This is a genomic window from Alteromonas sp. ABV4_515 (assembly GCF_056160345.1).
Window position 1 is genome coordinate 313,989 of the sequence record NZ_JBSWWZ010000001.1, and the last position, 22,751, is coordinate 336,739.

General features: G+C 47.8%; 22 protein-coding genes. 18 read left to right on the forward strand and 4 right to left on the reverse strand.

The genetic code is table 11. From position 1 onward, the window contains the following. Nucleotides 1–129: 129 nt before the first annotated feature. The 10 genes from pilM (at nt 130) to ACXAGX_RS01410 (ending at nt 10,076) form a co-directional block, all read left to right on the forward strand. Nucleotides 130–1,197 carry a type IV pilus assembly protein PilM gene (gene pilM / locus ACXAGX_RS01365; RefSeq protein WP_070126523.1) on the forward strand — a complete coding sequence of 356 codons (1,068 nt, stop codon included), beginning with the start codon at nt 130–132 and terminating at the stop codon, nt 1,195–1,197. Further along, nucleotides 1,185–1,769, forward strand: a complete 585-nt coding sequence (locus tag ACXAGX_RS01370; protein ID WP_474822245.1) for a PilN domain-containing protein — start codon at nt 1,185–1,187, stop codon at nt 1,767–1,769. The genes pilM and ACXAGX_RS01370 overlap by 13 nt, the downstream gene beginning before the upstream one ends. After that, complete coding sequence (locus ACXAGX_RS01375) at nt 1,766–2,377, forward strand: type IV pilus inner membrane component PilO (protein WP_070126521.1); 612 nt, start codon at nt 1,766–1,768, stop codon at nt 2,375–2,377. Before ACXAGX_RS01370 ends, ACXAGX_RS01375 begins: the two co-directional genes overlap by 4 nt. After that, nucleotides 2,374–2,925 carry a pilus assembly protein PilP gene (locus tag ACXAGX_RS01380; protein WP_474822250.1) on the forward strand — a complete coding sequence of 184 codons (552 nt, stop codon included), beginning with the start codon at nt 2,374–2,376 and terminating at the stop codon, nt 2,923–2,925. Before ACXAGX_RS01375 ends, ACXAGX_RS01380 begins: the two co-directional genes overlap by 4 nt. Beyond that, a complete protein-coding gene (locus ACXAGX_RS01385; protein ID WP_474836066.1) occupies nt 2,918–4,696 on the forward strand; it encodes a type IV pilus secretin PilQ in 1,779 nt (592 codons plus the stop codon). Before ACXAGX_RS01380 ends, ACXAGX_RS01385 begins: the two co-directional genes overlap by 8 nt. Before the next feature lie 269 nt (nt 4,697–4,965). Continuing rightward, on the forward strand, nt 4,966–5,481 hold the full coding sequence (gene aroK / locus ACXAGX_RS01390; RefSeq protein ID WP_070126518.1) for a shikimate kinase AroK: 516 nt from the start codon (nt 4,966–4,968) through the stop codon (nt 5,479–5,481). 31 nt (nt 5,482–5,512) lie between these two features. Beyond that, nucleotides 5,513–6,580 carry a 3-dehydroquinate synthase gene (aroB, locus tag ACXAGX_RS01395; protein ID WP_474822257.1) on the forward strand — a complete coding sequence of 356 codons (1,068 nt, stop codon included), beginning with the start codon at nt 5,513–5,515 and terminating at the stop codon, nt 6,578–6,580. Nucleotides 6,581–6,661: 81 nt separating this feature from the next. Then, nucleotides 6,662–8,503 carry an SPOR domain-containing protein gene (locus ACXAGX_RS01400; protein WP_474822261.1) on the forward strand — a complete coding sequence of 614 codons (1,842 nt, stop codon included), beginning with the start codon at nt 6,662–6,664 and terminating at the stop codon, nt 8,501–8,503. Then, nucleotides 8,503–8,961 (forward strand): YaiI/YqxD family protein, encoded by a 459-nt coding sequence (locus ACXAGX_RS01405; RefSeq protein ID WP_474836068.1) that lies wholly within the window; start codon nt 8,503–8,505, stop codon nt 8,959–8,961. Before ACXAGX_RS01400 ends, ACXAGX_RS01405 begins: the two co-directional genes overlap by 1 nt. 221 nt (nt 8,962–9,182) lie before the next feature. Then, nucleotides 9,183–10,076 (forward strand): Dam family site-specific DNA-(adenine-N6)-methyltransferase, encoded by an 894-nt coding sequence (locus ACXAGX_RS01410; protein WP_474822268.1) that lies wholly within the window; start codon nt 9,183–9,185, stop codon nt 10,074–10,076. On the opposite strand, the gene ACXAGX_RS01415 is transcribed toward ACXAGX_RS01410, so the two are convergent. The 3 genes from ACXAGX_RS01415 to ACXAGX_RS01425 all read right to left on the reverse strand — a co-directional run bounded on the left by ACXAGX_RS01415 (nt 10,063) and on the right by ACXAGX_RS01425 (nt 11,491). Continuing rightward, the gene (locus ACXAGX_RS01415; protein ID WP_070126513.1) at nt 10,063–10,263 is read right to left on the reverse strand and encodes a DUF2970 domain-containing protein; all 201 of its coding nucleotides are present in this window, start codon (nt 10,261–10,263) and stop codon (nt 10,063–10,065) included. The genes ACXAGX_RS01410 and ACXAGX_RS01415 overlap by 14 nt on opposite strands. A gap of 8 nt (nt 10,264–10,271) precedes the next feature. Further along, nucleotides 10,272–10,613 (reverse strand): hypothetical protein, encoded by a 342-nt coding sequence (locus tag ACXAGX_RS01420; RefSeq protein WP_474836070.1) that lies wholly within the window; start codon nt 10,611–10,613, stop codon nt 10,272–10,274. Nucleotides 10,614–10,768: 155 nt separating this feature from the next. After that, on the reverse strand, nt 10,769–11,491 hold the full coding sequence (locus tag ACXAGX_RS01425; RefSeq protein WP_474822278.1) for a TorF family putative porin: 723 nt from the start codon (nt 11,489–11,491) through the stop codon (nt 10,769–10,771). A 424-nt stretch (nt 11,492–11,915) separates the two neighbouring features. Here ACXAGX_RS01425 and rpe point away from each other — a divergent pair, with 424 nt between their 5' ends. The 8 genes from rpe to ACXAGX_RS01465 all read left to right on the forward strand — a co-directional run bounded on the left by rpe (nt 11,916) and on the right by ACXAGX_RS01465 (nt 20,504). Further along, on the forward strand, nt 11,916–12,593 hold the full coding sequence (rpe, locus tag ACXAGX_RS01430; protein ID WP_474822484.1) for a ribulose-phosphate 3-epimerase: 678 nt from the start codon (nt 11,916–11,918) through the stop codon (nt 12,591–12,593). Between the two features lie 29 nt (nt 12,594–12,622). Continuing rightward, on the forward strand, nt 12,623–13,633 hold the full coding sequence (gene trpS / locus ACXAGX_RS01435; protein ID WP_070126510.1) for a tryptophan--tRNA ligase: 1,011 nt from the start codon (nt 12,623–12,625) through the stop codon (nt 13,631–13,633). Between the two features lie 27 nt (nt 13,634–13,660). Continuing rightward, nucleotides 13,661–14,242: an anthranilate synthase component II gene (locus tag ACXAGX_RS01440; protein ID WP_474836072.1), complete on the forward strand. Its 582-nt coding sequence runs from the start codon at nt 13,661–13,663 to the stop codon at nt 14,240–14,242. A gap of 154 nt (nt 14,243–14,396) precedes the next feature. Continuing rightward, complete coding sequence (locus ACXAGX_RS01445) at nt 14,397–15,557, forward strand: HDOD domain-containing protein (RefSeq protein ID WP_474836074.1); 1,161 nt, start codon at nt 14,397–14,399, stop codon at nt 15,555–15,557. A 365-nt stretch (nt 15,558–15,922) separates the two neighbouring features. After that, nucleotides 15,923–17,128, forward strand: a complete 1,206-nt coding sequence (locus ACXAGX_RS01450; protein ID WP_474822291.1) for an aspartate aminotransferase family protein — start codon at nt 15,923–15,925, stop codon at nt 17,126–17,128. Nucleotides 17,129–17,152: 24 nt separating this feature from the next. Then, entirely contained in the window at nt 17,153–18,190 is a 1,038-nt protein-coding gene (gene astA, locus ACXAGX_RS01455) for an arginine N-succinyltransferase (protein WP_070126506.1), read from the forward strand. Between the two features lie 15 nt (nt 18,191–18,205). Beyond that, nucleotides 18,206–19,675 (forward strand): succinylglutamate-semialdehyde dehydrogenase, encoded by a 1,470-nt coding sequence (astD, locus tag ACXAGX_RS01460; protein WP_474836076.1) that lies wholly within the window; start codon nt 18,206–18,208, stop codon nt 19,673–19,675. Nucleotides 19,676–19,697: 22 nt separating this feature from the next. Beyond that, entirely contained in the window at nt 19,698–20,504 is an 807-nt protein-coding gene (locus ACXAGX_RS01465) for a 2-oxoadipate dioxygenase/decarboxylase family protein (RefSeq protein WP_474836078.1), read from the forward strand. Between the two features lie 98 nt (nt 20,505–20,602). On the opposite strand, the gene ACXAGX_RS01470 is transcribed toward ACXAGX_RS01465, so the two are convergent. Next, the gene (locus ACXAGX_RS01470) at nt 20,603–22,750 is read right to left on the reverse strand and encodes a putative bifunctional diguanylate cyclase/phosphodiesterase (protein WP_474836080.1); all 2,148 of its coding nucleotides are present in this window, start codon (nt 22,748–22,750) and stop codon (nt 20,603–20,605) included. Between the last annotated feature and the right edge of the window lies 1 nt (nt 22,751).

A 22,751-nucleotide genomic window follows, 5' to 3' on the forward strand; every position in this document is an offset into this window, starting at 1 on the left:
ACCAAGAGTGTTACGCCGATTGATGTCAAAAATTTATACCTATGTACCTGTGTGAGAACCATACAGATTAAATATTTTGCGTTACATTCTATTTTAAAGCATTAATTTTGAAATTTCGGACGCCAGCAAATGAAATCGCTGTTTAAGAAAAAGCTGCCACCTATTGTGGGCCTTGACATAGGCACTCGTCAAATAAAAGCGGTGTTAATTGAACGCACGGCCAAGGGCTTTGTGTTGCAGGCTTTTGCGTGCGAATCGATCAATAAACGAGCATTTAACGAACGAGAGATTAAAGACTTCGACGCGGTAAGTCTGGCACTTAAGAAAATAAAGAAAGCATTAAAGACAAAAGTTAAGTCTGTTTCCATCGCTGTTGCGGGTTCCTCGGTGATCAGCAAAGTCGTGCCCATGGACCCAGAACAAAGTGACTTCGAGTTAGAAGGCCAAATCGAAATCGAAGCCGATAGCCTTATCCCTTACCCGTTAGAAGAAGTTTACCTAGACTTTGAAGTGCTCGGCCCAAGCCCAACGCATGCCGGCAAAGACAGCGTACTGTTAACTGCTGCACACAAAGATCTGGTAGACAGTCGAATTACTCTGGTAAGAGAAATCCCATACGAACCGAAAGTGGTCGATATGGAAGTCTACGCGCTCAGCAACGCGTTGTTTTACTTTCATCCGCTGGAATCTGAAGAGGAACGCGTGTGCTGTATTAATCTTGGCGCTTCGTTGCTGCAGCTTTGTGTGTGGCAGAATGGCGAAGTGATTTACACCAAAGAGCACGCCTTCGGCACCAATCAGCTTATTCAGGACCTTGCAGCCATTAATATGCTGGAGCCCGACGAAGCAGAACGTCAGGTAATGGAAGGTTCACTGCCGGGAAACTGGCAACAAGATACCCTACCGATTTTTGTTGCGAACCTACAACAGCAAATCCTCCGTGCAATACAAATGTACGTTTCAACACTGCATGCGCAGAGACCAGAAAAAATTGTTTTATCGGGTGGTGGTGCAACCATTCCGGAACTGGTTGATGGCCTACGTCAAGACCTGGGAATGGACGTTGAAGTTTTCAATCCTTTTGACGGTATGACAATTAATCCTAAGCTCGATCAGGAGCGCTTAATGAAATTGGCTCCACAGTTAGTAACAGCTGCAGGTTTAGCCAGTCGGAGCTTCACTGAATGGCACATATAAACTTTCTGCCGTGGCGTGAAAAGCTTCGCCAGCAGCAAAAGCAGCACTACATTATTGTTACCGCGTGTATCGCCGCGTTTGTTGGCGCAGTGTTTTGGACCGTGGGACAAATCATTGATATTCAAATTAACAACCAGAACTCCCGCAACAACTATCTTAAACAAGAAATTAATGTTCTCAATAATCAGATAGCAGAAATCCAAAGAATCAAAGAAAGTAAAAAAGCCATTGAGCAACGTATGGCGCTTATTGAACAACTGCAAATTAGCCGCAACATTGCCCCCTCGGTGTTCGATGAACTTGCCAGATTAGTACCGGCGGGCGTGTCTTTCAGAACAATGAAGCGGCGCGGCAATAATATTGAAATTCAGGGGCTCAGCGACTCAAATAACCGGTTATCTGATTTTATGCGCCGCCTTGAAAACTCGGCGGTATTCACCGGCGGTGAGCTGTCGTCGATTAAGGCTGATACCTCAGCCACAGACGCAGTAAGCGATTTCACCCTTAAATTTACCATCAGTCCTAAAGTTGCGCCGGTGATTCAGCAGCCTAAAAGCGGAGACGCAAAATGAGTTTTGATGTCAGTAAATTAAAAGAACTCAACGAGCTGGATTTCGAACAGGTCGCCATCTGGTCTAAAGAAGTCAAGATTGTCGTTGTTGCATTCGTCGTCATTGTGGTTGGCGCGCTGAGCTATTGGTTCATTGTTAAACCCAAACTCCCTATTCTGGAAAGAGCGCAAATTGAAGAACAGGAGTTAAAAGGTCAGTTCCAGGCTAAATATCGTATTGCGGTGAATTTGAACTCCTACATTGCCCAGCTCAAGCAAATTGAAAACGACTTTAAGTCGATGCTGCGCTCGTTACCTACCAGCAATGAAACACCGGGATTACTCGACGACATCACCTATGTTGGCACCACGTCGGGGCTCACATTTAAGCTTCTAAACTGGCAGCAGGAAGTCCCGAAAGAGTTCTACACTGAACTGCCCATTGAAGTGGAAGTATCTGGTGGCTATCACAATTTTGGTGAGTTCGTGTCTGAAATAGCCGATCTGCCGCGAATTGTAACCCTGCACGATTTTGAAATTACCCATGAGGGCGACCGTCTGAACCTGCAAATGCAGGCAAAAACCTACCGCACGTCTCTGACCGGCAAGGAAGGAGCGAAACAGCCATGAATAGAAAGATACAGCGTGTCATTTTTCTAACACTTTCGCTTGGCTTGGTTAGTGCATGTAGCCCTAGAATTGACGATTTAATAGCGTATACTCAACAGGTTAAAGCAACGACCACCGCGGTGGTCGAACCGTACCCGGAATTTAAGCAGCAACCGGCCTTTGAATATACCGCATCTTCATTCAGAAGCCCGTTTGCTCGTCCGGTAGATAGAAGCTCCCCGGTGGTGCAGACAACCAAAAATAATTGTTTGCAACCTGATTTTGAGCGCAAGAAAGAACCGTTGGAAAAGTATGGTCTTGATTCTCTGACGTTATCTGGCACATTTTCTACCCAGGGTATACGCTGGGTATTGTTCAAGACTAACGAAGGCAATCTGTTAAAGGGCCGTGTTGGCAGCCATTTAGGACTGTTTTTCGGAAAAATTACGTCAATCAACGACGAATCTATCAATATTGAACAACTGCTACCCGACGGAACGGGATGCTGGCAACGAGAAAAAACCACGCTGTCGATGAGCTCGTCAGCAGGAGATAATAACAATGTCTGAGCGTTACATTTTCAATAAAACACGCCTTGGTCGGAACCACAAATCGTTGTGGCTGGGTAGCTCTGCGATTGCCCTGGTAATGCTTAAAATGCTGTCGGCGCCAGTGATGGCTCAGGAACAGGAAACTGTGCTGCTCGATCCTTATGCTGAAGCAGAAAGAATATTCACATCTACGCTGAATAATATCGATTTCTCTCGTGAAGCCGGTAATTTAGCGGTAACCACCATCGAATTCGATAACGATAAGTTTTCCCCTCAATTACTTGAAGCGCAGGGAAAGCTCACTATCACCTTGCCTAAAACCGAATTAGGCGACGATCAGCTGGTTGAATTAGATGTTGTTCAGTTTGGTACTGAAGTACAGTCTATTGAAACCTTTCAGGATGCCGATAGCGCCAGCCTGATGATTAGCTATCAGGGCACGGTATTAGCTCGCCATCGCAAGCAAGGCAATACCCTTCGCATCGAAATTCAGCCAATGACTGAAGAAGAGCTTGCGGAGCTGGATAAAGACCCAGAATACTCAGGCAAGCCTATTTCTTTGGACTTCCAGGACGTACCTGTTCGTCAGGTATTGCAAATTATCGCCCAAACCAACGGCTTTAACCTGGTGACTACCGATACGGTTACCGGCAATGTCACTATTCGTCTTGAAGGCGTGCCTTGGGATCAGGCGCTGGCAATGATTCTAAAAATCAAAGGCCTGGATAAGCGCATGGAAGGCAATATTCTGCTGGTCGCCCCAGCAGAAGAACTGACTGCCCGTGAGACCGCACAGTTGCAGTCGAGCAAGCAAGTGAAAGACCTCGCGCCGTTAACGACAGCCAACATCACCGTTAATTACGCGAAAGCTGAAAGCCTCGCGCAAATTCTGAAATCCGCAGATGGCGGCATTCTTTCCGAACGCGGCTCCGTAACAGTAGACGACCGAACCAATACCTTGTTGTTAAAAGATAATCAGGCATCTATCGATGAAGCCCGTGAAGTGGTGAACGCGCTGGATATTCCGGTTAAGCAGGTTTTAATTGAATCACGCATGGTAACAGTGCGAGATAACGTAGACGAAGCCTTGGGTGTACGCTGGGGCTTCACCAGTACAACCAGCGATGGCGCGGTTTCCGGCTCCATTGAAGGTGCAGATTCTGCAGCAAGCGGAGTACTGCCTACTATCGCCAATCGCATGAACGTAAACCTGCCTGTGTCGAGTGACAACGCGGCACGTATTGGCTTTCAGATCGCCGATTTAGTCGATGGAAATATTCTCGACCTCGAACTATCTGCGCTGGAATCTGAAAACAAAGGGGAGATTATTGCGAGTCCGCGCATTACGGTTGCCAACCAACACGAAGCGTATATCGAGCAAGGTACAGAAATTCCTTACGTTCAGGCTGCATCGAGTGGCGCAACCTCGGTGGAATTTAAGAAAGCGGTGTTAAGTCTGAAAGTCACCCCGCATATTACACCGGATAATCGCATCATTCTGGATCTAGTGGTAACGCAAGATACCCGTGGGGAAACGGTAGACACCTCCACCGGCCCGGCTGTCGCTATCGATACCCAGGAAATAAAGACTCAGGTGTTAGTCGATAATGGAGAAACCGTGGTGCTTGGTGGTATTTTCCAGCAAACCAGTACGTCCGACGTATCTAAAGTACCCTTGTTCGGCGACCTGCCCGTGGTGGGAAATCTGTTCAAGCGCAATGCTTCTATCTATCAGAAGCGAGAGTTATTGATTTTTGTAACACCTAAAATTGTGGCGGAATCACTTTAATAAATCCCCGACTTCTCATGCACGTCAGGTTCGTACGCGAACCTGACGTTGTTGTTTTCGGCGCTAACGCGCTGATTTCAAAGTCTATCGATTAAAAGTGCAACAAAACTTGCATCCCGACGCCGTAAACTGAGATAATCCCGCTCTCGAAATTAAAGCGAGGTTCAAGAGTTGTATCTGTTGGCGAAGTGAACGGGTACAAGTGAATGGGTAGCATGGCAGGTAATACCGCTGCCCCAAACAGAATAAAAGTTGTGATATAAGCAAATATGGCTGAAAAACGTAATATCTTTTTAATTGGCCCCATGGGTGCTGGTAAAAGCACCATCGGCAGACACCTTGCAGACGAACTTCACCTAGATTTTTTTGACTCCGACCAGGAAATCGAGCGCCGCACTGGTGCAGATATCACATGGATTTTTGACCTGGAAGGTGAAGAAGGTTTCCGCAAGCGCGAAGAAAACGTCATAAACGATCTTACGGACAAACAAGGTATCGTGTTGGCGACGGGCGGTGGCTCTGTAACGAACAAAGCTGTACGTAACCGTTTATCTGCACGGGGTATTGTAGTTTATCTGCAAACCACCATCGACAAACAAGTAGCTCGGACTCAGCGCGACAAACGTCGTCCTTTACTGCAAAAAGGTGATCCTGAGCAAATCCTGCGTAATCTGGCGGATGAGCGCAACCCTCTGTACGAAGAGGTTGCTGACTATATTGTTGATACCGATGATCAATCTGCTCGCGCCGTTGCGAATCAGATTATCAGTAAAATCGGACTATAAAATCTATCTGTGAAAAATAGGGAGCTGCGTGATGTCGATGTTAACTGTAGAGCTCGGAGATCGTAGCTACCCCATTCATATAGAAGCAGGTTTACTTTCTAAACCTGCCGTTCTCTCTCCCTACATCAAAGGCCCACTTGCCGTTATTGTCACCAATGACGTGGTTGCACCGCTCTATCTTGATAAAGCCAAAGCGGCCTGCGGCGATGTGCAAATTGAAACCATCATCATCCCCGATGGCGAAAAGCATAAATCTCTAGAACAGTTCGGCGTTATCATGACCCGCCTGCTGGAAATGAATGCTGCCCGCGATACTACCCTCATTGCTTTGGGCGGCGGTGTAATTGGTGATTTATGTGGTTTTGCAGCGGCCTCATACCAGCGTGGTGTGCCGTTCATTCAGGTGCCCACTACCCTGCTGTCTCAGGTTGATTCCTCCGTTGGCGGGAAAACAGCGGTTAACCACCCTCTTGGCAAAAACATGATTGGTGCATTCTATCAGCCTGTTTTTGTTGCTATTGATACTGACACCCAGGCTACCCTGCCAGCCAGAGAATTTGCTGCCGGCATGGCGGAAGTGATTAAGTACGGCATCATTTATGATAAAAAATTCTTCAAGTGGTTGGAGGATCATGCCGATAAGCTTAAAACACTGGAAACAAAAACCCTGAGCGAAGCTATTTTTCGCTGTTGCGAGATTAAAGCCGACGTGGTGGCTAAGGACGAGCGAGAAGGCGGATTACGTGCCATACTCAATCTAGGTCATACGTTCGGTCACGCCATCGAAGCAGAACAGGGATACGGAAATTGGTTACACGGTGAAGCAGTAGCGGCTGGTACAGTAATTGCGTGCAAAGCTGCACAAGCACTTAACTGGATGGATGCGTCAGAAAGCCGACAGGTCACTGCATTGTTTTCTGCATTTGACTTACCTGTCGATGGTCCTGACACCATGGACAAAGACGCGTATATGAAACATATGCGTCGGGATAAAAAAGTCGAGGCGGGGAATATTCGCTTTGTCATTCCCCAGGGTATTGGCCACGCTGTAGTGACGAAAGACGTCAGCGATGAGATTCTAACCGACATTCTCAGCTAAGCTGACGGCATTATCGAAACTATTCCAATTTGTTTCCGTGTCGTTAAGTGCGCACACTTGTAATCAGCTGAGGGCATAAAAGTGCAATCTGAATTGCATGAACGACTGGAATATCTGGTCAACTATTCTTCACAACTCATTTTTGTCAGTGGCGACTCTGCCGCGCAGCAGAAGAAAACGCTGGAATCATTTGTATTCCAGCAACATGACGAAACTGAAATTGCGTATGTCACCGCAGATCCCATTATGGAACTCGCCGACTACCGCAGACAGTTGTGCAGACAGCTTCTTGGCACGCTGGTTGGTAGTTACACCAGGCCTCTGAACGAGTTACTGGCTGGTCTCAATGAACACGTTGGGCCAATTCTAATCACTATCACCCAAGCCGAGTATATTCCTGACTCCCTCTTGCAGGAGTTATGGGATCTTGTGCTTCAAAGTCGCTTTGCAGGTAACAAGCAGCACCTTAACGTATTATTGTTTGGTGAGTCTTCATGGGCGGAACGCGCTAAGAAATGGCTGCCAGCGAAAAACACAGATACGCCTCTGCTTATAAGTAGTCAATCAGTGGCAACTCAACAACCTGGCTCAGAGTTAGATAAGATGATTGAGAACCGACGTAAGGCTTTTCACGAGCATGTAGCTAAACGGGATGGCTACGATGGATACATGGAAACGCAGAGTACAAGTCTGCTTAAAAAGCCGTTATTTATCACACTGATGATCCTGTTACTTTTATCCATTTTCATTGCAATCGTTTACTGGCAATACAGAGACGATATTGACGCCCTATTTTCGCCGATTGACCAGAATCGACCACCGTATACTACCGCGGTTAAACCAGGCTCTGCATTTAACGAATTAGCCAATGAAGAAGCAGAGGGAACACCCGCTTCTGATCAGCCTGTGGTTTCCTGGGACGATGCAGTAGCGTCTATTGATGACAACGACAGCGCACAGCCAGCTGAGTCTGCAGAAACAGAAAGTGAAGACCTGCTGAGCTTTATTGAAGATGTTAGCGCCGATCCAGAAGCTCGCTCAGGTAACGTCGATGATAAAGACGTGGTAAACAATGCACAAACCCGAGCAACCAGCACGGTTCCCGAAGAACCGATGGCCGCTTCAGGTTTCGACAATTTGATTACCGGAACGAATAACAGCACATCAAACGGTACATCCGCGTCTACATCGGGAAGTCGCGAACCTCGTGAACAATTCACAGCCTCTCAAATAGAAGAGCTGCCTTTGAGTCGTCGAAACTCTGAATCACGAGCCGCCGTCGCCGCTGCGCTGTCTGGGCAGACGAATTCATACAGAGAGCCGGTTGTCGAAGCCCCTGTTGAAGAAGTGCCAGCAGAGGAACCAGTAGCAGAAGCGCCTAATGCAGCGGAATTAGCGGATGCAGAGCCAAGCCCTGAAGAGGCTGATTTAGAGACGCCAGCGATAACGCCGTCACAACCGGAGCCCGTGCAGGTAGCTAAGACAGAACCCGCGCAACCTATCGTTACACAACCCCCTGTTACTCAAACCCAGGAAGAAGCGCGCAACGAGCCCACTCGTGAAGTTATTCAATCCCGCGATAGTTCAATGAAGAGCATCGCAGCGAGTAGCCCTAATTATGATAACTGGGAGTTAGTAAATAACATTAACCCAGACGACTACATCATTCAGCTTGCTGGCTTAAAAGATGAAGCGCTGATGCAGGAGTTCATTGAAGACAATTCAATGGAAAGCTTTATCTGGATTTATCGCACCAACCGTTACGGTGGGAACTGGTTTGTTGTGCTGTTTAATGACAGGTTCAGTACTTTTTCTGAAGCCAATGCAGCCATTAAGTCCATCCCGGCATTTCAGGGTAGCGAAAAGATATTCATCAAGCGCGGTAGAAACGTAATTGAAGAAATAGAAAAGGTTTTTCCTTAATGGCAGTAGCGATTTGGGTAGACGCCGACGCATGTCCGGTAGCAATTAAAGAAATTCTGTTTAAGGCCGCGCCGCGCACCCAGACAACGGCCACCTTTGTGGCTAATCACGGTATCAAAGTTCCTCCTTCCCCCTGGCTTAAGCGTCTTCAGGTTGAAAAAGGCTTTGATATCGCCGATAACGAGATTGTTCAACGTGTCGGTGCCGGAGATCTGGTTGTCACCTCAGACATCCCCCTTGCCGATGAGGTTATCGCAAAAGGTGCTGAAGTGGTTACTCCTCGAGGTGAACAACTCACCCGTGAGAACATCAGGTCGCGACTCAATATTCGCGACTTCATGGATACGATGCGAGCAAGTGGCGTCCAAACGTCCGGGCCGCCCCCATTGTCACAAAAGGAACGGCAGGCATTTGCAAATGTGCTAGACCGTTTCTTGGCAGCAAATCGCCACACTTAGCTTCTTCGCTAAAACTGATTAAATAGCCGCTTTCTTAACCCTATTCGCTGTTAAATGCAGCGGTTGTTACATTCCAGGTTGTCGGGATCGATGATGACAGATACAATCATCATTGGTTCTTTGTTTCCGCTGTTCAGACCGCGATAACTCAGACCAAATTTCTAATAACATCCTATAACACGTTAAAAACGTGGTGTGCGCGTGGGTAATTTTCAGACAGCATGATGCAAAAAAAGAACCGGGCCTTTTTGAAGTGGGCCGGCGGAAAATACAGCCTGGTAGAAAACATCAATGCCAAACTCCCTTCGGGCAACAGACTCATCGAGCCTTTTGTCGGGGCGGGTTCTGTATTTCTGAACACCGACTTTAAGCGCTATCTGCTGAATGACATTAATCCTGATCTGATTAACCTGTATAACTTTCTGAAATCACAGCCTGATGCCGTGATTCATGATGCGTCGCGATTCTTCACCGATGCTCATAATAATGAAGAAACCTACTACGCTTTGCGCAAAGAGTTTAACGACACCAGCGATGAATATTATCGGGCAATACTCTTTTTATATCTGAACAGACATGGCTACAACGGTTTGTGTCGATACAGTTTAGCGGGGAACTTTAACGTTCCTTTCGGCCGCTATAAAAAGCCGTACTTTCCAGAAGAGGAAATGCTGTATTTTTCAGAGCGTTCGCAAAAGGCGGTGTTTACTTGTCTGCCCTTCGAGAAGGTGTTTAGCCGTGCGCGCCGTGGCAACGTAATTTACTGCGACCCACCCTATGCACCGTTAAGCAAAACAGCCGCTTTCACCAGCTATGCAGCCAAAAGCTTTGGTCTGGAAAGTCAGCACCAATTGGCCACACTCTCTATCAGGGCGTCGTACAAGCGCGGAATACCAGTGCTGATTTCTAATCATGATTTGCCGTTAACGCGCAATCTTTACGCGAATGCAGACATTTCTGAATTGTCAGTGAAACGTTCGATTAGTCAGAATGGGGCAACCAGAAAACCGGCTTCAGAGTTGCTGGCATTTTTTGCGCCGAATCCAGACCTCCCGCCACCTAAGCCAAGAAAGCGAAAGCGCAAACCTGCGTTTAGAACCACTAATTCAAAATAAAATTGACCAAGCCTGCCAATGCAGCAATGAGTAGGCAAACAAACAACACGCCAATAACGATGTACCCGGTGAGTTTTCCGCCATTGAAGTCGCGTTCATAATTTTGCTGACTCTGCACACCAAACGCGCTGGCGAGTACGCTTAGCAGCATCCCTCCAATGCCTGGAGAACGAGGTTTTTCATCCATATAGTGGATTACTGCCCTTTAGACGACGAGAAATTGCTTTCCGAATTACCGTATAGCAATTCGAGCAAATCAAAGAAGTGTAATTGATAAGAAGAGGATTTACCCACCGCCCATTCTAACCAACTAATTTCTGGCGCGAGCAATGCTGAACATTGAGACGCAGGGTTAGTCGCAGCAGAAGGCTGCATTTGGTAGTTAGTAGCGCTTTCTGTACCCAAGTCGCAAACGACTTGCGATACTGAAGGAGGGTTAAAATATGCAGCCGAAAGCATTATGGCTGCGCCGATAAAAGCACCAAGTGGCTTTTTCGCGCAGGGACGCTTTGATTGAATCGGTTTGTTCTGTTCCATGACCATCACCGTCGGCTAAAAAGTAACCTTATTATAATCATAAACAGCAATCTAACAAGCTGTACTTTGTATTTGTTAAACCAGCTTAATATAAAAAACCCGAAGCCGAAGCTCCGGGTTTTCACACTCAACGTTAGAAATATTTTCGGTGAGACTTACAGCTCGAAGTCTACGCCGTAAGCAACAACGAATTTGATTGAATCGTTGTCAAAGGCATCTGCACCGGTGTCATCCAGGTCAGTACCAGTGATTGCAAAGCTGAAACCGTCTTTCGCGATAGATACTGCCCAGTCAGCGTAACCATCTGGAACACCGTTGAATGCTTCAGCGAAGTCACCTTGGTGATAACCTACGTGCAGACCCAGCTCAGCACCGCTTGCTACAGGCATTGCATAGTCAAGAGAGAGGTAAGAAGCCTGCGCAAAACCAAAGTCTTGGCCTTCCCCTTCGTCGGCTTCAGTGTTAGCCAGCAGGTACAGAGACGCGCTGAAACCTTCGTAGCCGATAGTACCGTAGATTTCACCGAAATCGAATTCAGCAACAGAATCGTAGTTGTAGTACAGGTAACCTACATCGTAAGTAAAGCCTTCAGCTTCACCAGAAAAACCGAAATACAGATCGTGCTCATAGGAGTAAACGTCGTCTGCACCGTAGTTTACGTTAGATACCCAAGTGCCTGCGTAAAAGCCACTTTCGTCGGCGTAGTCGATACCACCTTGTACAGCTGCATCGTTAGTGGTTTGTGTAAGACCACGCCAGATGTAGTTGTTTGTTACACTTACGTTCGCACTCAATTCTGCAAAAGAAGGCGCAGAAGTTAATAAAGCAGCTGAAGATACTGCAACAGCCAGTAACGTTTTTTGAATGGAAGTTTTCATGTGTTCTCCGTTGGATTTATATAATTGTGTACTTAACTTAAGATTCTGTCTTATTGTTCTTTTTAATCTTGTCAGTAATAGGCAAAAGTGATGCCTAACTGATTTTTTCGACAAAAAAATGAATAACCAACTGAAATCAATGAATTTTAATTCACATTTTCGGAGAACGTGAAGACGGTGTAAATCTTTAGCACCAAGATGGGTCGCACCAGGGAAAAGCAAAATCACCAAATTGGTGCATAGACGCAGAATGTGCATTAGAACAGGCAAAAACTTCGGTAATTGACTGTGGGCAATCTAAGTCAATTGACTTAAATAGGCGTACGTTATAGCCAATACAGCGGGAAAACCGATGCACCACAAGACATCAGCATCGGCCCACGGTATCATTCAAACCGCTTCCTACCGTTTACAGGGTATCAACATGAAGAACTTCCTCATTGCTCCTTCTATTCTTTCAGCGAACTTTGCCAAACTGGGCGAAGATGTAGATGCAGTGCTCGCTGCTGGCGCGGACGTTGTGCATTTCGATGTCATGGACAACCACTATGTGCCCAACCTCTCATTTGGCCCGATGATCTGTGAAGCGTTGCGTAAACACGGTGTCACAGCCCCTATCGACGTACATCTAATGGTATCGCCAGTAGATGACCTTATTGAGAAGTTTGCTGATGCCGGTGCCAGCTACATTAGCTTTCATCCAGAAGCGTCGCAGCATATCGACCGCTCTTTGCAGCTCATCATAGATAAAGGCTGTGAACCAGGCCTGGTATTTAACCCGGCTACGCCGCTACATTATCTCGATCATGTTATAGACAAACTTCATCACATTCTTATCATGTCGGTGAATCCAGGTTTTGGTGGGCAAAAATTCATTCCATCTACCCTGGATAAAATCAGACAAGTAAAGCAGCGGATAGAAGAAAGTGGCAAAAATATCCGAATTGAAATTGACGGTGGGGTAAAAGTCGATAACATTCGTGCCATTGCCGAAGCGGGAGCAGATATGTTTGTTGCCGGTTCCGCCATTTTCAACGAACCCGATTACAAAGTTGTTATTGACCGCATGCGAGATGAACTGGCAGCAGCGCAAAACAACTAACACGCATTACAGCAGGTACAGGTAATAAAATGAGCAACAAACCAATCGTATTAAGCGGCTGTCAGCCATCAGGCCAACTTACCATCGGTAACTACATGGGCGCACTCAAGCAGTGGGTTTCTATGCAGGACGACCACGAGTGCTTATATATGCTGGTTGATTTGCACGCGATTACCGTGCGCCAGGAACCTGAAGCCCTGCGTGAGGCATGTTTAGATGGCCTTGCTCTGTATCTTGCTTGCGGCATCGATCCTGAAAAAAGCACGTTGTTCGTTCAGTCTCACGTACCAGAACATGCGCAGTTGGCGTGGATCTTAAACTGCTACACCCAAATGGGTGAATTAAATCGCATGACGCAGTTCAAAGATAAATCCGCCAAAAACGTCACCAACATCAATGCGGGCCTGTTCACCTACCCTGCACTCATGGCAGCCGATATCCTACTGTACCAGGCGAACCAGGTACCGGTTGGCGACGATCAGAAGCAGCATTTGGAACTGGCCCGAGACGTGGCGACCCGTATGAACAATATTTACGGTGACATGTTTGCCATTCCAGAACCTTTTATCCCCAAGTTCGGTGCGCGTATCATGAGCTTGCAGGAGCCGGCCAAGAAAATGTCTAAGTCGGACGACAACCCGAAAAATTTTATCGGTCTGCTGGAAGATCCGAAAAAACTGACCAAGAAAATTAAAAGTGCTGTTACCGATTCTGATGAACAGGCACGCATTTACTTCAACACCGAAGAAAAGCCAGGTGTTTCCAATCTACTTACTTTGCTGTCTCTCGCGACTGGGCGCTCTATCGACGAGTTGGTACCAGAATATGAAGACAAGATGTACGGGCATCTCAAAGGCGATGTCGCAGAAGCCGTAGTTTCACTGCTTGAGCCTGTGCAAACTCGCTTTAAAACGCTACGTGAAGACCGCGCTTATCTTGATGAAGTGATGAAAAAAGGCGCTGAGAAAGCCTCAGCCCGTGCAGCAGTTACACTGGATAAAGTGTACAACTCACTCGGCTTTTTACCGCGTCCGCGCTAAGCCACCTTTTACATACGGGATCAGCCAGTGTTGTTATTAATTGATAACTTCGATTCCTTTACCCACAACCTGGCCCGTTACTTTACGGAACTGGGCCAGGAAGTCAGTGTGGTGCGTAATGACGCCATCACACTGGCTCAGATCGAAGCAATATCTCCAGATTACCTTGTGCTATCGCCGGGTCCCTGCACGCCAGACGATGCCGGTATTACGTTAGCAGCCATCAAACACTTTGCCGGTAAAATTCCTATGCTCGGTGTTTGCTTAGGCCATCAATCTATCGGTCAGGTATTTGGCGGCACAGTAACCCGTGCAGACAAAGTCAGGCACGGAAAAACCTCACCACTTTATCATCGTGAAGGCGGGCTGTTTGAAGGACTGCCCCAAGGTTATGAAGTAACCCGTTACCACTCTCTGGTTATCGAACCATCTACACTGCCTGACACATTACAGGTTGATGCCTGGTGCGAGGGACAAAGCGGAAAACGAGAAATCATGGCCATAAGTCATCAATCGCTTCCGGTTTGGGGGGTGCAGTTTCACCCTGAATCGTTACTGACAGAACATGGGCATGCAGTGCTGCAACGCTTTTTATCTCTAGCTTCATAATTTATCTTGCATAAATCGCTCAAAAAGCTAAAAAAAAACGCTATATTGGTCGATAAATGGGTACGATTAGAGTTATAGGTTTGTTGTCATGCTCTCACACCCAATACCCGAGAACAGCAAAAGTTGGTCAAATATCCGTAGGAACTTACTTGCCGTGAATGAAAACTCCGACAGTCTCCCTCCTGTATCTGAACGGTTTGATAACCTGCTAATCGACGCTGCTCGTGTATCTGAAATGATGGGCCGCAGAAGTCCGGGTGAGGTTGCCTTTGCCCAGTCGGAGCAGGGTGATGCCAGACGACAGCTACTGCATGTTGAAAAAGTTGCCATTGAGAATAAGCAGCTACAGCAAAAAACCGAAGCCAGCCTTATTGACCGCGTAAATGCAGAAGTACACCAGCACGTTTTTGATCTTATTCGCGGCGAAATTGAAGACGCAGAAACCGTACTTTCATCGGTTCTCGGTTTAAGTGAAGATGTGGCACCTTTGCTGGATGTGCTCTCGGTTCGCGCAACATCCATAACCCGTATCGAGTCACACGCCAGTGCATTACCTTGGCTTTACGATGACTTAATGGCTATTGTTAACACGCCTAAATTCAGACGTAAGGATTCCCGAGGAAAAATCATTCCTGTGGAAACCATGCGCACCGCATTGAGTTTTATCGGTATTGAGAACCTCAGATTATTAATACCGGTATCGGTAATAAAACGAGCACTGCCTAAAATCACCGATCCTTACCCGGAAATTAAAACCCGGCTTTTAAAGTATGGCGAAGCCATTGGTTTATCCATGCGGGCGTTAGCTGACGATTACGGCGTGTCGCCGCACGAAGCTTTTACCATCGGTATCTTTTCCCAACTCGGGCGCAGCACTATTGCTCGGCTTTATTTCAAAGCCTTTGAGCAGGCAAAACTTTCACTGCTCAGAGAAGCTGAAATCGCCAGAAACGCACCACTGCACACCGCGATGCAGAAGGCGCAACCGTCGGCCAATTATCTTATTGCAATGCAAGAAGAACTCGCCCCAGCATTAACGGCTAAGCTCACCACAGCCATGGGTTTTAAGCGATTACGAATCGCACTGCCATTTACTGAAATTGCCGAACAAGATAAACACCCACATGACGTGACTGAACTGCTGAAAAAAGCCCAGGCTTACGCCTCTATCCGCATGTTACATCAGGGCAAATTCCTTGAGAAAAGTGAAATTCCGCTGGCACTGCACAAAACAGGTTTTGTTCGCAGCGAACGAGATGTTTTGAAGGTGACTGAGCTGTTCCAGCTTCCTCTCATCGATGAAGATAAGATTTGATAGTGCCTTTTTAGTCCAAATCTGCGCACTTTTTAGACAAAAGCGTTCCAGCATATAAAGTTTTTTAGTGGATATTCATTCAAGCCAGTGCGTATCCACAACCTATACTAAGCTCACCACGGCCGGTTTCTGTTAGCTTGTTAACAAATTGCATCTCTTTCTGCTTAGCCTCTGCATGCTTATGCACTTTTTATGCAAAATGAGCTAAACCCCTCTAAAAATAAGGCCTTGAGCGGAACCCGCCGAGGTTACAAAGTGTCTTATTAGTGGCATACTGATAAGCTAATTCGTACTTTTCGCATCCAGAACTGATTGGCATACAAGCTTGTTTGCACCGCGGATGCCCGATAAAAGAGGTAACAGTAATGAACGTAACTCGCGCAACCTTCGACGAGGTCATGGTCCCTAACTACAACCCAGCCAACATGGTGCCGGTACGTGGTGAAGGCTCCCGCGTGTGGGATCAGGAAGGCAATGAATACATCGATTTCGCAGGCGGCATTGCGGTAAATGTATTGGGCCACTGTCACCCTGCTCTTGTCGGTGCATTAACAGAACAGGGCAACAAACTCTGGCACCTGTCTAACGTTTTCACTAACGAACCCGCATTACGTTTGGCGAAGAAACTTACCGACGCTACATTTGCAGAGCGCGTTTATTTCGCGAACTCAGGCGCCGAATCCAACGAAGCGGCACTGAAACTGGCTCGCCGTTATGCGTTGGAAAAATTTGGTGAAGATAAGAACGAAATCATTGCGTTTAACCAAGGCTTCCACGGCCGTACGTTCTTTACCGTAACCGTTGGTGGTCAGGCAGCGTATTCGGATGGATTTGGTCCTAAGCCAGGCGCGGTTCTGCACTGTGACTACAATGATCTGGAAGCATTTGAAAAACTGATTTCTGAAAAAACCTGTGCGGTAATGATGGAGCCATTACAGGGCGAAGGCGGCATCATCTCTCCTGATGCAGACTTCGTTAAAGGCGTACGTGAATTGTGTGACAAGCACAATGCACTGCTGATTTTTGACGAAGTACAGTCGGGTGTAGGCCGTACAGGTCAGCTTTACGCTTACATGGGTCTGAATGTAACCCCTGATATTCTCACTACGGCGAAATCGCTAGGTGGCGGCTTCCCTATTGGCGCTATGCTGACAACGGCTGAAATTGCTGCGCATTTGAAAGCCGGTACTCACGGAAGTACCTATGGCGGTAACCCGCTGGCCTGTGCTGTTGCAGAAGCCGCACTCGACGTGGTGAATACCCCAGAAGTACTGAACGGTGTGGTTGAACGTGAGAATCTGTTCCGCGAATTACTGGGCGAAATCAACGACAAATATAACGTGTTCTCTGAAGTGCGTGGTAAAGGTCTGCTGTTAGGTGCCGCCCTTAATCAAGACTATGCAGGTCGTGCCCGTGACTTCCTGGTTGCCGCCACAAACGAAAAACTGATGTGTTTGGTTGCTGGTGCCAACGTGGTACGTTTCGCGCCTTCACTGATCATCACAGAAGAAGAGATCCGTGATGGTATGGCGCGCTTCGAACGTGCAGTTGCCAATGTAGTTAACGCCTGAATTTAGGCTTGCGAGTAAGCAACTATGCATATCATTCGCCCAATCAACAATAACGACTACGACGCGCTGAATAACATCGCTGTTGAATCCGGTATTGGTTTTACCTCCTTGCCGGTGAACGAAACGCTGCTGCGCAAAAAAATTGCGCGGGCTGAAAAAGCGTTCTCCGAGCAAGTTACCCAGCCCGGCAATCAGTCGTATCTGTTTGTGATGGAAGATACCGTCACCGGTACTGTTGTGGGTACCACCGGTATCGAAGCCGCGGTTGGACTGGATGACGCGTTCTACCACTACCATTTGGGTAAAGTGGTGCACGCCTCCCGGGAACTGAATATCCACAACACGGTGGATATTCTCTCTGTTTGTAACGACTACACCGGTGTGACAGAAATCTGCACCCTGTTCCTGCGCGAGCAGGCTCGGGGCGGCGTGAACGGCCGTTTTCTGTCTAAAGTTCGCTTTCTATTTATGATGGAGCACCGTGAGCGGTTCTCAGAAACCATCATTGCAGAAATGCGTGGAGTGAGTGACGAGGAAGGGAAATCGCCGTTCTGGGCGTGGCTCGAAGAGCATTTCTTCTCGCTGGACTTCCCTACCGCAGATTATCTTACCGGCATTGGCAATAAACGCTTTATTGCTGAACTCATGCCTAAATATCCTATTTACGTTAACTTACTTAGCAAAGAAGCCCAGGCAGTCATAGGTCAGGTTCATCAGAAAACCCGTCCTGCATTAATGCTGCTGGAAGAAGAAGGTTTCAGTTGCCGGGGTTACGTGGATATTTTTGATGCTGGCCCCACTGTGGAAGCTAACCTCAGTCATATTCGTACCGCTCAGATGAGCCGTAAACTGCCGATTGTCATCGATGATCAAGGTGCAGCTCAGGGCGGTCAAACTTGCTATATCATCAATACCTCTGTAGCTGATTTTCGCGCCGTTGCCACCGACTTGGCGGTTAGCGAAGATCGCGGTGTCGCCGTGATCTCACGATTAGCTGCAAAGGCACTTAATATAAACGAAGGCGACATGGTGCGATTCGCACCGGTCAGTTTTCGAGACTAACGACAGGACAATTTCATGCAAACTACGCACTTTATTAACGGTGAGTGGGTCGCTGGACTAGGCCACGCTCTGAAATCAATCGATCCAGCCAAAGATCAGGTTATCTGGGAAGGTCAGGCAGCCACGGCAGAGCAGGTAGATAATGCCATCGAAGCCGCCCGTAACGCACTGACCGACTGGTCATTCCGCAGTTTTGAAGAACGCCTGACTATCATTAAAAGATATGGTGAACTGCTGGCGGAACACAAGCTAGAATTAGCCAAGCTGATTGCCCGCGAAACCGGTAAGCCTGAGTGGGAAACAGCAACCGAAGTCGGCGCGATGACCGGCAAGATCGGTATTTCTGAGAAAGCCTATCACGACCGCACCGGTACGGTTGAAAACCCAATGCCAGTAGGTCAGGCATTTATCCGCCACAAGCCTCACGGTGTAGTCGCGGTATTTGGCCCTTATAACTTCCCTGGCCATCTGCCAAATGGTCACATTGTGCCTGCGCTCATGGCGGGTAACACCATCGTATTTAAACCTAGCGACCTTACTCCAGCCGTTGCTGAACTGATGGTTCAACTGTGGGAAAAAGCCGGTTTACCAGCAGGCGTACTGAACCTGGTTCAAGGTGAAGTAGAAACCGGTAAAGCACTGGCAACGCATGCGGGTATCGACGGTCTGTTCTTCACCGGTAGCTCGCGTACCGGTAAGATTTTGCACGAACAGTTTGCCGGTCACCCCGGTAAGATCCTGGCGCTGGAGATGGGCGGCAATAACCCGCTTATCGTTAAAGATGTGGCCGACACCGATGCAGCGGTGCACGATATCGTGCAGTCAGCCTTTGTCACCTCAGGCCAACGTTGTACTTGTTCTCGTCGTCTGTTCCTGCCAGAAGGCGCCGCTGGTGATGCTATTCTGTCTCGTCTGATTGATGTGACAAAACAAATTAAAGTGGGTGAATACGACGCTGAAGATCAACCATTCATGGGCGCAATGATCTCTGCCAAAGCAGCAAAAATGATGGTCGACGCGCAAGCTGAACTGGTCAATCTTGGTGCCAATGTGTTGCTTGAACTCACGCAACCGGAAGCAAATAAAGGTTTTGCTACGCCGGGTATTATCGATGTGACCAGCATTCTTGCCAGTCTGCCGGATGAAGAGCATTTTGGTCCGTTATTGAAAGTGATTCGTTATAGCGACTTCGACGCCGCCATTAAAGAGGCTAACAACACCCGCTACGGTTTGTCTGCAGGCTTCCTGGGCGACAGCGAAGAAGATTACCGCTATTTCTTCCAGCGTATTCGTGCCGGTATTGTTAACTGGAACCGTCCAATTACAGGTGCAAGCAGTGCTGCTCCATTTGGTGGTGTGGGCGAAAGCGGTAACCATCGTGCCAGTGCTTACTATGCTGCAGACTACTGCGCCTACCCGGTAGCGTCTGTAGAACTGGACAAAGTGACCCTGCCTGGCTCGTTGAGCCCAGGTCTGACGCTGTAAACCAATAACAAGGACACAGACTATGCATACTAACGTAGATACGTTGTTTGCCCGCCTCTGGGATAAGTATGTCACTATCACACCATCAGCGCATAAAATTCATGCGCTGTTGGTCGGCGAAGAAAACGGTGACGACATCGTCAACGACCACGTCGCCTTTCGTACCTTTAACCTTGATAAAACCCGCCTCGACAAGTTGGCGGCGCATTTTCTGGCGTTAGGTTACGAAGAAAAAGGCCAGTACGATTTTGAAGCTAAAAAACTTGATGCCAAGCACTTCGAACACCCGGACGATACAAAGCCAAAAGTTTTTATCAGTGAATTGCGGGTAGGCGAATTATCGAAGCAGGCGCAGGACATCATCAACCGTCTGGTTGAGCAGATGGACGGCGAGCTGGTGAATGCCGAAACCTTCCTGTATTCAGGCCCACAGTGGGACTTGTCGAAGGAAGATTACGACACCCTGCTGAACGAATCAGAATACGCAGCCTGGCTTGCGGCATGGGGTTTTCAGGCCAATCACTTCACGGTCAGTGTTAACCACCTGGAACAGACACAGTCACTGGTTGATGTGAACACGTTGCTGAAAGAAGCGGGTTTTGTACTGAATACGTCTGGTGGCGAGATTAAAGGTGGTGAGGATGTGTGTCTGGCCCAGTCCTCCACCATGGCTGACAAAGCCGACGTGAAAATGGGTGATGAAACCCTGCAGATCCCTTCCTGCTTCTACGAGTTTGCACAGCGCTATGCTATGCCTGATGGGAAGCTGTACCAAGGGTTTGTCGCTGCGTCAGCGGATAAAATATTTGAAAGCACGAATGCCCGTTAAAAGTCTGTCTCTTTAGGTAGTAGCTTTTAGCTCAGTAAAAAACAAAACGGCGGCTAGCCTTCTAATGGATAGCCGCCGTTTTTCTATTCGCCCTTCAATTATTCAACGGTGGGGTGCATAGGAAGCCGCAAAATAAACTCACTGAACTGCGCGGGCTTATCAAAATAAAATCCCTGCAGCAGGTTCACATTTGCCTCACGAAGCAAGGGCAGATATTCAGCAAGCTCTACCCCTTCAATGACCGTGTGTATATTCAGTTGCTGCAACATGGCTATGATTCCCTGAAACAGCGCCAATGCCTTTTTGTTGTAGTGAATATCTTTAAGCAGACTTCTGTCGAGTTTTACGGTGTCGAAATCGAACATTTTGAGATAACTCAAAGCAGAAAACCCACTGCCGAAGTCGTCCAGCGCGAGTGAAAAGCCGCTTTGTCGCAAGGCATTCAATGCAGCTAGAGCGCGCTCTTCATTTTGAATGAATATAGATTCGGTTAGTTCTATTTCAATTAAGCGGGGCGGAATATTCCGGTTAAAGCAGATTTCAGACGCTTCCGCAGGAAACAAAGGATCGAGTAATTGACTTGCACTTATGTTTACGGCCAGCGGTACGGTAAGCCCATGTTCTGCCATCACTTCCAGATAATCGCAGGCGCGGGATAGCGCCATCAAGCCAATCTGAAAGTCCAACTGATTTGCCTCCGCCAAGGGGATAAAAACGCCAGGCGACACATTGCCGTGCATGGCAGAATGCCAGCGGCACAACATTTCACCGGATTGCAGTACGCCTTTAACGTCGTATTTTCCTTGCACGTAAAAATCCAGCCGCTCTTGCTCGATGGCCTTACGCAAGTCAGACAGTAAACTCACCTGGGCTTTCATGCTTTCCCACAAGCCCTGCTGATAAACATTGGCCCGCCCTTTACCTGCCATTTTCGCCTGGTACATTGCTGCGTCAGCATTTTGTATTAGACGCTCTATGCTTTCTCCATCATTCGGGTAGCTGGCAATGCCCACACTGGCAGACAATCGAAGTTCAGTACTGGTCGACATGATCTGCAATGATTCGATGCCGCTGATAATATATTCGCTGATATCCATAGCCGTGTCTTCGCCGCACGTGGGCAAAACAACCACAAATTCATCCCCGCCCCAACGAGTTACGATAGTGCCTTCGAGCCTAATCCTCTCGAGAAGCCTTGCCACACTACGAAGGCAATCATCACCCACTTCGTGTCCAGCACCATCGTTTACCAACTTAAAACCATCAAGATCGATAAACAGCAAACTGAACGCTTTTTCTGCCTGTAATATATGCTGCAACGACTCGGTTAAGCCGTTGCGATTATTAAGGCCTGTGAGGTCATCGTGCATCGCCATCTGCCGTAAACGGTTTTCATTAAACTTACGTTCAGATATGTCGCGGATGGTTGCGATCACATAGGGCCGTTTTTGATACTGACTTTCAAATCGGGATAGCGAAACATCCACAGGAATTTCTCGCTCATCCGGTGTGACCAAAATACTCTCGAAACGACTTTGAGAACCTGAAACTGAGGCAAAATGCCGGGCAGAATCTACCAGCATAGAGGGAAGCGAAGTGCCGATAAGCCGTTGCTTATCACCTGCGCGCAGCAGGCCAACAAAGGCACCATTGCATTCGGTTATGGTGTAGTCGCTGGCAAGTACCAGCATGGGTTCGCGCGAGCTGGCAAAGGCGGATGCCATCAGATGAAAGGTTTGCTCAACTTCCCTTTCGCTCGTTATATCGCGGGTTGTGCCAACGATATGTACCGCTGAACCAAATTCATCTCGTTCAAGAACCCGCCCGCGCAAACGCATCCACATAAACTGTTTTTTGCGTTGAAACCGAAACGAAAACTCAAGACGGTCTTCACCGCCGTGCAGCACAATTGCCCATTGCAACTGGAGTTGGCTTAAATCTTCATCGTGAATTTTTTGCAGTAAATCGAAGGGGTTACTTTGCCATTTTGACTCACGGGCAGAACGCAATGAAAAGGTGCGGATAGTGATCTCGTCGCAGTCAGCCTTCCATTCCCAGTAAGATTCCTGAGCGGCCCACATAGCCAGCCGTAAGCGACTCTCCGTACCTTGGCTTTGTTGTAACGCATCAAAAAGTGCCTCACTCTTTTCATTCAAGAGGCTTTCTGCCTGCCCTCGAGCGGCCTTTTCTCTGCTTAGGCGACGCTGTAGCGCTGCAATTTCCTTTTCTGCATCACGTTGAGACACG